We start from the raw sequence: 12,797 nt of genomic DNA, 5'->3' as shown, positions 1-12,797 counted from the left end.
AGCGGAGGAAAAATTAATGAACACAGAATTACTGTTTAAACCTTTTAAGGCAGGTAATTTATCTCTTCCCAATCGGATTGTTATGGCGCCTATGACACGGAATTTTTCTCCTCAAGGTATTCCAGGGCCTGAAGTGGCCGCGTATTATCGTCGCCGTGCGGAAAATGCAGTTGGATTGATTATTACGGAGGGCACTGCTATTAATCATCCTGCAGCTGTGGAGCACACAAGCATTCCTAATTTTTATGGAGAGGGATTAGAGGGATGGGCCAAGGTAGTTGAGGAGGTTCATGCGGTAGGTGGCAAGATTATACCGCAGCTCTGGCATGTGGGTACGGCCCGTAAAATAGGTGCAGATAATCAACCGAATCCCGAGGCATTGCCTGTCGGTCCGTCCGGTATTTCTCCCGCTGGTGAAAAGGTGGTCGAGCCATTGACGGAGGCTGAGATTGCGGATATTATCTCCGCTTATGCTCAGGCCGCTGCCGATGCCCAGCGAGTGGGGTTTGACGGTATTGAGCTTCATGGAGCACATGGCTATTTAATCGATCAATTTTTCTGGGACAAAACGAATAAGCGTACCGATCAATACGGAGGCAATTTGGTCCAGCGTACTCGGTTTGCGGTGGAGGTCATTGAGGCTTGCCGTCGTGCAGTGGGGCCGAATTTCCCAATTGTACTGCGATTCTCCCAGTGGAAGATGTATCACTATGAAGAAAAGCTGGCACAGACACCACAGGAACTTGAACAGTTTCTCACTCCATTAGTGAAGGCCGGGGTGGATATATTCCATTGCTCAAGCCGCCGTTTTTGGGAACCGGAATTTGAAGGGTCTGATCTAAACCTGGCAGCTTGGACCAAAAAGATAACAGGCAAGCCAGTGATTACTGTGGGCTCGATTGGTTTGGAGAAGGCCTTTTTGAGTGATTTGGAAAAAAATAATAATCGTCAAACCGATCAATCCAGTAGTGTAGAGGCAAGATTAGAACAACTCGTGGGGCAAGTAGAACGAGAGGAAGCTGATCTGGTTGCGGTTGGGCGTGCTTTGTTGGTTGATCCAGCGTTTGCGGTGAAGTTACGTGATCAACAAATAGAAGAAATTATTCCTTACAGTGATGAAGTATTAAAGACGTTGAATTAAGCTTTATGTCGTGTAAAGCTATAGTGTTAGGCAAGCATTGAAACTTGGAAGTTTTCTGTTACAGGGCAAGCTGTAATATAAGCTATTCGTAAACTCTACGAATTTGCTATAATAGAAGCATCAAGTCGAAATACACGGGGTGAAAAGGATGAATTCTGAAACGGAAGCTTTGGATTGCGAGCCGGCTTGTCACGGTTCAGATCAGGAAATCGAGCGCATAAAATCTTCCCTTGTCGAGGATTCCATCGCATACAAAATGTCGGAGCTGTTTAAAGCACTGGGTGACCCGACACGGATTAAGCTGATTTATGCCCTGGCACAAAAAGAATTGTGTGTTCATGATCTGACCCAGGTGTTGAACATGGGACAATCTGCGGTATCCCACCAGCTTCGCTATTTGCGCAACCTGCGTATTGTCAAACGACGCAAGGAAGGCAAGACGGTGTTTTATTCACTGGATGATAATCATGTGGAGCAGATCTTTTTGCAAACCCATCAGCACATATCACATCAATGATTTTTTGGAATAAAACAACAGTAGGGCGCCAAGTGATTGGCGCTCTTTTGGCGTTTGTCCGTTGAAGTCGATTTTTTTGTTAAAAAGGGGCTAGAGTCATTGACTTTTGACCCTGATCCTGAATATAATGGCCTTAACAAATAATATATGAACAGTTGCTCATATATAGTTAATTGGAGGCCGATGGATTATGGATGCTCTAAAAAGAACGGAACGGCATGAATGGATTTTGGAAGGTTTGGATTGCGCCAACTGTGCTCTAAAGATTGAAAATGGAGTCAGTAAAATAGAAGGGGTCCTGGATTGCTCGGTCAATTTTGTTACGAAAACGTTGACGATGACCACAAGTTCGGATCAAAAAGAAGAGGTTTTTCGCCAGACTGAACGGAAGGTTCACAGACTCGAGCCGCATGTTCGAATGGTTGTAAAAAATGCTCGTGGACGCTTGCGTGAAGACAGCCGAAGCAATGCTGGTGCAGTACAGTCAGACAGCACAGAGGATTGTGCATGCGGTCATGAGCATGATGGTGAAGGTGAAGGGCATACACACGAGGTCGGGCAACATGCGGCTCACAGCCACGCTGGTCATCATCATGGAGCACATGGCAAGCAAGCCCATACGCACGATGGACACAACCACGGCGATCATGGACACGAGCATCACAACCACCATGCAGAGCACGAACATGGTGAAGCCACCCACGCTCATTCACATTCGCATGGAGATGATGGCCACGCTGGACATACGCATGATCACGGTACGGACGGTATGCGCCGCATGATTGCGCGTTTGGCTATTGGTGCGGTCGTTGCGGCTGTTGCCTGGTGGTTACCTGTCGAAGGTGTAGGCAAGCTGGCCCTATTTTTACTGGCATATATCATCGTTGGCGGTGATGTTGTCTTGCAGGCTGCGCGCAGCCTGGTGCGTGGAATGGCCTTTGACGAATACTTCCTGATGACGCTGGCTACTGTGGGTGCATTTGCGATTGGGGAATACCCGGAAGGCGTAGCTGTCATGTTCTTTTATCAAATCGGAGAGCTGTTTCAAGGCATTGCAGTTAACCGTTCACGTAAGTCCATCAGTGATCTGATGGATATTAGACCGGACTATGCCAACCTGAAGACGGCTGAGTCCGTACGGAGAGTGTCCCCAGAAGACGTTCGCATTGGGGATTTGATTGTAATTAAGCCGGGCGAGAAGATCCCGCTGGATGGTAAAGTTATAGATGGTAAATCGCATGTGGATACCTCTGCGTTGACTGGTGAATCGGTGCCTCGTACTGTAGAGCCGGGAAGCAGTGTGTTGAGTGGATTTATCAATACGAACGGACTTCTAACGGTAGAGGTTAGCAAAGAATTTAGTGAATCCGCGGTCTCTAAAATTTTGGAATTAGTGCAAAATGCGAGTGCCAAAAAAGCGCCGACTGAAAAGTTTATCACGAAATTTTCCAGATACTATACTCCAGTAGTGGTTATTGTAGCGCTGTTGTTGGCGGTTGTTCCACCGCTTGTTGTGCCAGGTGCACAATTTGCAGATTGGGTATACCGTGCGCTTGTTTTCCTCGTTATTTCTTGTCCTTGTGCGCTGGTAGTATCCATTCCACTGGGCTTCTTTGGGGGAATCGGGGCAGCCTCCCGTTCAGGTATTCTGATCAAGGGCGGGAACTATCTTGAAGCTCTGAATCATGTGAAATACGCTGTTTTCGATAAAACGGGCACACTCACCAAAGGTGTTTTCCGTGTAACAGGGATTTATCCTGCCGGAGATTTTACAAACGAAAGCTTGCTCGAAACCGCCGCTTTGGCGGAGCTGCATTCCACACACCCTATTGCTGCGTCTTTGCGTGAATCCTACGGTAAAGAGCTCAGAGCAGAACGGGTTCAGCAATATAGTGAAATATCGGGTCACGGGATTCAGGCACAAATAGATGGTCGTCTGGTATCGGCCGGGAACGCCAAGCTGATGGAGCGGGAGCATGTGGCTTTTAACGCGGCGCAGCAAGCAGGGACGCTGGATGAAGGAACGGTCGTACATGTGGCTGTAGACGGAACGTATGCTGGGTGCATTCTGATTTCAGATGAGGTTAAGGAAGACGCAGCCCAAACGGTTGCTTCACTGAAAAAGTTGGGTGTGGTGAAAACCATCATGCTGACGGGTGACAATCGGACAGTTGCCGAGGCTGTAGGACGACAGCTGGGTTTGGATGAAGTACGGGCAGAGCTGTTACCTCAGCACAAAGCTGAAGCCATCGAGCAGTTGTCTGCAAGTAAAAAAACGAGCGACAAAATTTTGTTCGTAGGCGATGGGATTAATGATACACCCGTACTGGCACTGGCAGATGTCGGTGTAGCGATGGGCGGTTTGGGATCGGATGCTGCGATTGAGGCGGCAGATATCGTAATCATGAACGACGAGCCTTCAAGGCTAGTTACGGCGATCCATATCGCTAAGCGCACACGTCGTATCGTATGGCAAAACATTATATTTGCGCTAGGCGTCAAAGCTGTGTTTCTTACGCTGGGAGCATTCGGTATTGCTACTATGTGGGAGGCTGTATTTTCCGATGTAGGTGTAACATTGCTAGCCGTATTGAATGTGATGCGTGTATTGAAGGTTCGTTCTTACGAATAAAAATAAACACCCCTGGGTTAGCATTGGATGTATAGGCATCCTGTGAAGACCGGGGGTGTTTATTTTATAGGTTCCTTTTTCGAGTGGTCTTGTGCCAGCAGTATAGAGATTTATTTTGGGATGTAGGGTGGTTGTGCCCAGATGTATAAATGTGTGGCGTGCCTAATACGTTAAGGTAGGGGCTTTACAGGTAAGGCCCATGTAAGATTCGGTTGCTCCATAATGAGTAAGCGTTTTCTTTGTTTGGAGGGGTACTCGAATTCGTGTGTGCCAACTTGCTGACGGAAGAAAGGATGGATTAATAGCATGGAGGCTAAACTGATGCATGTATTCGCAGAGCTGTTGGGTGGCAAAAACAGCCGGGATCTCAAAGTTCCAGAGTCGGGTACGGAGGCTGCTGCACAGAGGTTGGCTATGGAGACGCTAAGGGCAGGCAGCCATGAAGTATCTGCTACGCAGGAGGAAGATCCGTTGGGCTGGCTGGTTGGTTTAGCTGAGCAGGGCGTAATCAGTCGAGCGGAGGCTTTGATGGCTGCGAATCCGGAATTACTTGGGGAAACGATGCTGAATAACAGCAACGATATTGGGCAAGCAATGGGCACACTCCTAAAATGGAGCGATGAATACAGGCGTACCTCCATACGGATTTATGCCGATGCTCCTGCAAGTTTGAGTCGCATCAGTACAGAGACAGCATCAGAAATAGGCAGTTTTGACGGTTATAGTCTTCTGCATGGTCCCTTGTCACAGGCATCTGGCCGCGTGGGGGAATTATGCTATGCCTATCTGGACGTAGCTGAGTCTGGACAGATGATTCATGCCCCTGACGGGGAGCCCGATCCCATCCTTATTCCCGGTTCTCGTGCATCTGACACGTACAAAACCTTTAACCAGGCATCTGGCCTGCCTGGATTGTGTGAGCATTTGTCCCGCCGAATTATCAGTTTGCTGGAAACAGAATATGAAGGCTTATTCGAGTCTTTGAACGGATCACCACTCACTATAGCTCTAATTGAGCAAAACAATGCAGTGGGTCTTGGAAGCCTGCAAGATATGCAGCTGGAGGCATTACTGCGTGCGGCGTTACGGAGCGTGCGGCAGGGGGGGGAACCCAAGCTGGAGATTATGGTGCGCAATCCGGCTGACGTGGACGAATTCCGGGCAACCCGAGACTGGATTGACGGCGTTGCGGAGCAGACCTTATGCGAACGTCTTCGGTGCATTCCATATCGGGTAGGCGTACTTTTGACAGTTGATCCGTCTTTGGTGCCTAACGTAAGCCAAACAGGGAACAGGCCAGCCGCACGGTCGGGGGAGTCAGCCAACCCCAATAACATGTCCGAAGTGGGCGCACGACAGATCAAGCAGGTGGCTCAAGCTGCAGATCTGGCACGCTTTGCCGATACGATCATTTTAGAAGTCATACCAACTCCATCCGATGACATTAGGGCTGAGAATCAGTTGATTCCATCCGGTGTCGATGGTCATGTGAATACTAGTGATACGATAAAATGCATAATGGAGGCTGTTCGGCGTGTAAAGCCCGAGCTTCCTTTATGGGTAGCAATAGATGAAATTAACCAGTCTCTGGAAGGGATTTCGATCTGGGAGAATGAGCTGACGGGGGTCATTTGCCCGGACACAGCAGTTCCCGCTGCACGCCTTGCGGCTGCGCGTTTGGAACTGCAACAGCCCGCAGATCGTCAGCACACTTCAGGAACTGCACACAACCATGCGTGGAAGTTTCCTTTAGCCTGAAGATAACCCGAATTCATGTAATAGAGGATTTTGCAAAAATCCAATAAGCGACTTTCAATGAACAATATATAGATCGAAATGGTCTAGTTCGTCTATATATTGCACTTTGGAGCGACTGGAATCGAATTTTGCAAATCCTGAATAGGATACTTTAAATATGGAGGATACCTGCGGTGTTTGCGCGGGTATCTTTTTTTATTTAGGCCATTACTGGTTTACAAGTGGAAAAGAAAAGGTATATAATAAAACAAAAGTTTCTCTAAACCAAAATAATTGTATAGATGCAAAAATGATTATCATTCTCATTGCCAAACATGCTGCTTCGGGCTTCCCGAAGCAGCATGTGCTATTTTAGGGCACTTAACAATGGATATCATTCTCAATGAGATGCTAGTACAAGGAACAAAATATGGAAAGGAACGTGACATGATGCAAGCTGCTCAACGATTACAAGATACATTGTCTTCCTCTAACCGAACCCTTTCAAAAAACAGTGGCAGCGGACGACCCGGTCCGAATCGCAAGCCGCAATTTCAGCTTAAAAGCATGCTGAAAAACAAGGAGATGCAAGCTGCTCTAGGTAGTGGATTGCTGATGCTAATGGCATGGGGGATTTCACATTGGTGGCAATGGCTATCGGTCATTCTGTATGTGGTGTCTTACGCCCTTGGGGGCTGGTCCAAAGCCAGAGAAGGGATCGAAACACTGATCCGAGAACATGATCTGGATGTTAATCTGCTCATGATCGCTGCCTCCCTAGGAGCTGCGGCCATTGGCTATTGGAATGAAGGAGCCATGCTGATCTTTATTTTTGCACTCAGCGGTGCGCTGGAGAGCTATACCACCGAGCGTAGTAGTAAGGATATTTCTGAGCTCATGGCGTTGAAGCCGGAAACGGCTTTGCGCTTGTCTCGCGAGGGGACGGAAACGGTCGGCATTGAGCAGCTGTTGCCAGGCGACCTGCTGCTGGTGAAGCCGGGCGAACTGATTCCGGCGGACGGGCGAATCTCCAAGGGCGTTTCGGCAGTGAATCAGGCATCTATTACCGGGGAATCTGTTCCGGTAAATAAGGTGGAAGGTGACGAAGTATATGCCGGCACCATTAATGGAGAAGGCGTGCTATATGTAGAGGTTAGTCAGTCCTCGGAGGACACTTTATTTTCAAAAATCATTCGTATGGTGGAAGAGGCTCAGACCGAAGTTCCTGATTCCCAGCGGTTTATTAAAACGTTTGAATCGGTGTACGCTCGAATTGTTGTTGCTGTCACGCTGATCGTCATTGCCGGTGCACCCATAGCATTAGGCTGGACGTGGGCAGCAGCGTTCTACAAGGCTATGGTGTTCCTCGTCGTGGCCTCACCCTGTGCGCTCGTGTCATCCATTATGCCAGTGATGCTATCGGCCATTTCCAACCGTGCCCGGCGGGGCATCCTGTTCAAAGGTGGCGCACATGTGGAGAATATGGCATTGACTTCTGTTGTTGCTTTTGACAAAACAGGCACGTTAACGATGGGGTCACCTGTCGTCACGGATTGGATTACCGCCGCAGAATACGATGCCGATGAGCTATTGCACATTGTCGCTACAATCGAAAGTTATTCTTTGCATCCGCTGGCGCGAGCGATTGTAGCCAAAGCCGAAGCTGAATTGGGACAGAGAGAGCTGCTCCCAACCGAGCAAGTGCAGGCACTCACCGGATGGGGGATGGAAGGCATCATAGGCGGGGTGAAGTGGAAAATCGGTCGTACAAATGTACTGGATGGACCTAGTCCTCTGGCAGAGCCACAGTGGATGGAGAGTCGGGCCCGGCTGGAAGCTGAGGGCAAAACCGTATCCATTATCCTCGCGGATGATCGGATTGCCGGGATGCTGGCACTACGCGACGAGCTGCGTCCGCAGGCCCAAGAGTCCGTGAAACGCCTGCAAGCGCAGGGGATCTGGGTCGTCATGCTGACCGGAGACCGCCCAGAAACGGCTGCTGTGATCGCGGAGCAGGCCGGAGTCGACGCCGTATATGCTGGCTTAATGCCGGAGGACAAAGTCAGCCATATTCGCATGCTGCGGGAGCAGTACGGGCATGTCGTCATGGTCGGCGACGGTGTGAATGACGCTCCAGCGTTGACTGCGGCAACCGTAGGACTAGGCATGGGGATGCATGGCAGCGGAGCAGCGCTAGAGGTCGCTGACGTGGTACTGATGAACGATGGAATCGAGGAGATTGCTCCGACGATAGCACTGGCGCGCAAGGCGCAGCGGGTGGTCAAACAAAATATGATCTTCGCGGTAAGTGTCATTTTGCTGCTTGTGATCAGCAACTTTGTGCAAGATATAGCCCTGCCATTTGGGGTTATTGGGCATGAAGGCAGCACATTACTTGTCATTTTGAATGGCCTGCGCTTATTGCGGTCATAGGACTAATAATTACAAGATGACAAACAGGAAGGAGCATTCATACCTGTTAAAATCCAGGGGGATGAATGCTCCTTCTTTTGCAGTGCCAGCCTATCTGTCTGAAAGGCAAGTTCATCTCATACCTCTAGTTCGCTAACGCTGTACGTCTATCTTCGTCGCGGTGTAGACCGTCGCAAGAACAAGGAAAACAATAGCCCTGCAAGCGCAATCCCTGTAGCAATGATGAAGGCATCATTAATGCCATGGATCGTCGATTCCGTAACAGCACTGCGGTACACCTGTTGTAGCGCCAACGCTGAACCACTTTCTGTTGAAACGCCCGCTGTTTGCGCGAGGGTTTGTCCCAACTGTGCTACTCCTTCGGTTAAAGGAACATTGGCGGTGGTAGCGACATTCGCATAATCCGCTACATGAATCGTGGTCCGGCTGCTCATTACAGTAATGAGCCAAGCGGTACCGATAGACCCAGCGATTTGCCGTACTGTGTTGGACATGGCTGTACCGTGGCTACCGAGATGGGCAGGTAGCTGGTTTAGCCCTTCCGTCTGGACGGACATCATCAGCAATGACATTCCGAAGCTGCGAATCGTATAGATGATCATAATATGTCCGTAGGTGGTGGCATCGGTCAGCAGACTGAATTCCCATGTCGTGACTGCCGTAATGATCAGTCCAATGATCGCCAACGGCCTCGCGCCGATACGGTCAAATACTGCCCCTGATATCGGTGACATCACACCCATCAGCAGTGCACCCGGCAACAGCAGCAGACCGGATTGCAGCGGTGTAAAGCCGCGTATATTTTGCAAATAGATCGGCAGCAGCAGCATCCCGCCGAACATTGTCATGTTGACGGTAGCCCCGACTAAGGTCGATACAGTGAAAATATCATATTTAAACACACGGAACTCCAGCATCGGTTGTATCATGTTCAGCTCACGTACGATAAACATTACAATAAACACAATCCCGGCAGCGAGTGTAAGTATTACCGTATTGCTACTCCAGCCTTTGTCTCCAGCTGAACTAAAGCCATACAGCAGAAAGCCAAAACCAAGGGTGGAAAAGATGGTTCCCAACAGGTCAAAGTTCGGTTTTGTTAGCTTGGATACATTTTTGAGCCAGCGTATGGCGAACAGAATATCAATGATCGCCAGCGGAATAACCAGCAAAAATAGCAGCCGCCAGCTGTAATGCTCCACAATCCAGCCGGATAAAGTCGGTCCAATCGCCGGGGCAAACATCATGGCGATCCCCATGGTACCCATGGCAGCGCCCCGTTTTTCCGGAGGAAACACAGTCAGGAACACGTTCATGACCACAGGCATGATGATGCCCGCTCCGCTGGCCTGGATAACGCGTCCAACCAGCATAGGCGCAAAGCCGGTACTGGCAGCACAGACGACAGACCCGGCAGTAAATAACCCCATCGCGGATATGAACAGCGCACGTGTTCCGAATGACTCAATCAGAAAAGCGGTGATTGGAATCAAAATCCCGTTGGTTAGCATATATCCGGTGGATAGCCATTGAACGGTCGTTGCAGATACATTGAAATCATTCATCAAGTGTGGAATGGCCACGTTAAGCAGCGTTTGATTCAAAATCGAAATGAAGGCGCCTAGCAGCAGCACGGACAGAATACGTCCGACGGACATTTTTTGATCCATGACAGCCTCCTACTTGTGAACTCTGATGGTCGCACTCATTCCCGGGATAATACCCAGCCCTTTATAACCTTGAATGGAAATGTTGACAGGCACGACCTGTGTCACCTTGGTATAGTTGGCAGTGGTGTTAGAAGTGGGCAGTAGTGAAAAAGTTGATGCGGTCGCCAGACCGATCTTTTCGAGTTTACCGCTCAGGGACGTATCCGGGTAAGCATCAATATATACATCTACGGTCTGTCCTACTTGAAGATCCTGTACAGCCGTTTCGTCTATATTGGCGGTAATCCATAAATTGTTTAGATCAAAAGCCTTCGCTAAAGGCGTGCCTGCCCCAACAATCGAGTTATTGACCGCAGATTGCTGCACGATGGTACCATCGGTTGGAATCGTAACGGTAATTCGGCTTCCGCCTCCTTCTATATTCCCAAGCGTGCTTCCAGCGGTGTAGGTTTTACCAACTTCAGCATTCCAGCCTGTGAGCTTGCCCGCGCTTGGAGAGGCAACGGTAACCGCTTGTCCGCTCACTTGGGCATTATCGGTTTTTATGTAGTTGGCGGATTGATTATAGTAATAGGCGGCGGCTCCACCTCCTGCCAGAATAATGATAATAACTAGCAGGTTGACTAATATGGCGCGTGAATTCATGTGTAACATGCCTCCCTAGTTCTTGGATTTTCAAAGTATGCGTCAAACGATTCATAATATTCAGATGGATTTTGGGCAAGGTTAAGAGCGCATGCGAAAAGGATGATTTTGCTGACAAAGGATGATGCGCATAATGACGACCAGAATCATGATTGTATATGACAGTGAAAATGGGCATACCGAACGTCTCGCTCGCTCCATCGCAGAAGGCGCGCGCCTTGAGCACACGGAAGTGTTGCTAAAGCATGTGAACGAGGCCGATGTGAATGAGCTAGTGAGTGTGGACGCGATCATATGGGGTTGCCCGGGCCATTTTGGTACCATTAGTAGCGGTCTGAAAATCTGGATTGATAAGCTGGGGTATCTGTGGGCACAGGGCAAGCTGGTGGATAAAATCGGCGCTGTGTTTTGCACAACCGCTACTGTTCATGGTGGATTAGAATCCACACTTCTGAATTTGATTACTCCGATGCTTCATCAAGGCATGATTGTTGTAGGACTGCCAGCTAATATTACGGAAAATGCGTTATACGGCTCCTATTACGGCGTAGGGATAACATGTCCGGTGGAGACAGACCCCAATGGACCGCCTAATCTTCCAACGGGTGATGATCTTGCACTAGGTCGCTCTTTGGGCAAACGGGTCGCTGAGATAGCCGGACGGTACCGTAGCGCTGAAAGAGAATAGGAGGCCGCCGATGACCATTGCTTTTATCGTAGTAGCTGCGGTTGCCTTTATTTTTTTGCTGGTATTTAATACGAAGATGACGCGCAAGTCCTCTCCCAAGACTCACCCCACCGAAGAGGATACACGGCAAAGAAGCAAACGTCCTTATCCTGTGCAGGTGGAACCTGAGGTGCGTGAATTGACAGATCATACGCGAGAGATGCAGCATAAAAATCTCGACGTCGAAGAACATCATGCGCAGGAACAACATAAGGTGCCTGATATCCAGACGGATAAGAAGGTAGAAAAGGATCGCGAGAACCTCAAAGATGCTTACGGAGATCAGGATTATCGTGCGGCTTTACGTGGTTTTGCTGGAAAAGACGAAGAAAAGGATGGACGTTCCCAAATATCCAATGGAGAGAAGGAGACTCACAAAAGTGAGGACGAGCAGTACCGTGAAGCACTGCGCTCCATGAACCAAAAAAAATGAGGTATCTCTATTTGAACATGCCAAAAAGGCTGCTTATCTGTCTGGATTACAGGCAGAAGGCAGCCTTTTTGTGTTGCTCGGCTATAGCCATTCGGTTAGCCCAATCATCGTAATTAAGCCGAGAATAAAAGAGAATGTGGCGATCCGCTGATTGCCATCCCCGTGACTCTCGGGAATCAGTTCCTTGTAGACGATAAACATCATGGCTCCAGCGGCAAAAGCAAGCCCATAAGGTACCAGTCCGTTCACCCAGCTGCTCAAATAAAAGCCGATCAGACTCGTTATGATTTCCACGGCTCCGGTGAGGGTAGCAATGCCCAATGCCTTGAAACGGCCGATGTTTTGATTCACAAGGAATAATGCTACGATAAAGCCTTCCGGGGCATTTTGCAGGCCGATAGAGAAGGCGATCAGATTGCCGAGATTGTGAGTCTCACTTGCATAGCTGACTCCAACGGAAAGCCCTTCTGGCAAATTGTGCAATGTAATAGCTGCGATAATGAGAAAAGATTTGGACTCCAGATGAAAGGTCTTGGAGTCCGGGTCCTCCAAATCCGCATGGGGAATGTACATTTCCATCACCAGTAATACGAGACAGCCGAGCAGGATTCCCGCAGTCAGCACGAACCAATTGGAATGCTCGATCGCTTCGGGAATGAGGTTATACACGGATGCAGAGGTCATAATTCCTGCGGCATAAGCCAACAAAACATCGCGAAGCCGATGCGTGATATTACGCATAAATAGTATGGGCACGGCGCCGAGTCCAGTGGACAGGGCAGAAATAAAGCTACCTACAAAAACGTCATTCATAATCGGGATAATCCCTCCATACCTAATTTATCTTTAAGCTTCGCTTCAT

General features: G+C 49.1%; 11 protein-coding genes. 8 read left to right on the top strand and 3 right to left on the bottom strand.

Features of this window, described 5'->3' with window-relative positions:
* The first annotated feature begins 16 nt into the window (after window positions 1–16).
* The 6 genes from NLX82_RS20905 (at window position 17) to NLX82_RS20880 (ending at window position 8,460) form a co-directional block, all read left to right on the top strand.
* Complete coding sequence (locus NLX82_RS20905) at window positions 17–1,141, top strand: NADH:flavin oxidoreductase (RefSeq protein WP_023990325.1); 1,125 nt, start codon at window positions 17–19, stop codon at window positions 1,139–1,141.
* 148 nt (window positions 1,142–1,289) lie between these two features.
* On the top strand, window positions 1,290–1,658 hold the full coding sequence (locus tag NLX82_RS20900) for an ArsR/SmtB family transcription factor (RefSeq protein ID WP_007432172.1): 369 nt from the start codon (window positions 1,290–1,292) through the stop codon (window positions 1,656–1,658).
* Window positions 1,659–1,848: 190 nt separating this feature from the next.
* The gene (locus NLX82_RS20895) at window positions 1,849–4,290 is read left to right on the top strand and encodes a heavy metal translocating P-type ATPase (RefSeq protein ID WP_023990324.1); all 2,442 of its coding nucleotides are present in this window, start codon (window positions 1,849–1,851) and stop codon (window positions 4,288–4,290) included.
* Window positions 4,291–4,596: 306 nt separating this feature from the next.
* Window positions 4,597–6,048 (top strand): aldolase/citrate lyase/malate synthase family protein, encoded by a 1,452-nt coding sequence (locus NLX82_RS20890; protein ID WP_023990323.1) that lies wholly within the window; start codon window positions 4,597–4,599, stop codon window positions 6,046–6,048.
* A 157-nt stretch (window positions 6,049–6,205) separates the two neighbouring features.
* Window positions 6,206–6,403, top strand: a complete 198-nt coding sequence (locus NLX82_RS20885; protein WP_071558240.1) for a hypothetical protein — start codon at window positions 6,206–6,208, stop codon at window positions 6,401–6,403.
* 74 nt (window positions 6,404–6,477) lie between these two features.
* Window positions 6,478–8,460, top strand: coding sequence for a heavy metal translocating P-type ATPase (locus tag NLX82_RS20880; RefSeq protein ID WP_302055920.1), 1,983 nt, complete (start codon window positions 6,478–6,480; stop codon window positions 8,458–8,460).
* A 146-nt stretch (window positions 8,461–8,606) separates the two neighbouring features.
* Here the strand turns inward: NLX82_RS20880 and NLX82_RS20875 are convergent, their stop codons facing one another.
* Both NLX82_RS20875 and NLX82_RS20870 read right to left on the bottom strand, forming a co-directional pair.
* Window positions 8,607–10,130, bottom strand: a complete 1,524-nt coding sequence (locus tag NLX82_RS20875) for a DHA2 family efflux MFS transporter permease subunit (RefSeq protein ID WP_023990320.1) — start codon at window positions 10,128–10,130, stop codon at window positions 8,607–8,609.
* Between the two features lie 9 nt (window positions 10,131–10,139).
* Window positions 10,140–10,775 (bottom strand): HlyD family efflux transporter periplasmic adaptor subunit, encoded by a 636-nt coding sequence (locus NLX82_RS20870; RefSeq protein WP_071558241.1) that lies wholly within the window; start codon window positions 10,773–10,775, stop codon window positions 10,140–10,142.
* Window positions 10,776–10,908: 133 nt separating this feature from the next.
* On the opposite strand from NLX82_RS20870, the gene NLX82_RS20865 reads away from it, so the two are divergent.
* Window positions 10,909–11,463 carry an NAD(P)H-dependent oxidoreductase gene (locus NLX82_RS20865; RefSeq protein WP_076160729.1) on the top strand — a complete coding sequence of 185 codons (555 nt, stop codon included), beginning with the start codon at window positions 10,909–10,911 and terminating at the stop codon, window positions 11,461–11,463.
* Window positions 11,464–11,473: 10 nt separating this feature from the next.
* Window positions 11,474–11,935: a hypothetical protein gene (locus tag NLX82_RS20860; RefSeq protein WP_023990318.1), complete on the top strand. Its 462-nt coding sequence runs from the start codon at window positions 11,474–11,476 to the stop codon at window positions 11,933–11,935.
* Between the two features lie 81 nt (window positions 11,936–12,016).
* Here NLX82_RS20860 and NLX82_RS20855 read toward each other — a convergent pair whose 3' ends face one another.
* Entirely contained in the window at window positions 12,017–12,748 is a 732-nt protein-coding gene (locus tag NLX82_RS20855; RefSeq protein WP_053326102.1) for a ZIP family metal transporter, read from the bottom strand.
* Between the last annotated feature and the right edge of the window lie 49 nt (window positions 12,749–12,797).

Source organism: Paenibacillus sp. A3M_27_13 (assembly GCF_024213315.1).
GTDB lineage: Bacteria > Bacillota > Bacilli > Paenibacillales > Paenibacillaceae > Paenibacillus > Paenibacillus polymyxa_B.
The sequence above is the reverse complement of the archived record's forward strand: the minus strand, read 5'-3'. Positions and strand labels throughout refer to the sequence as shown.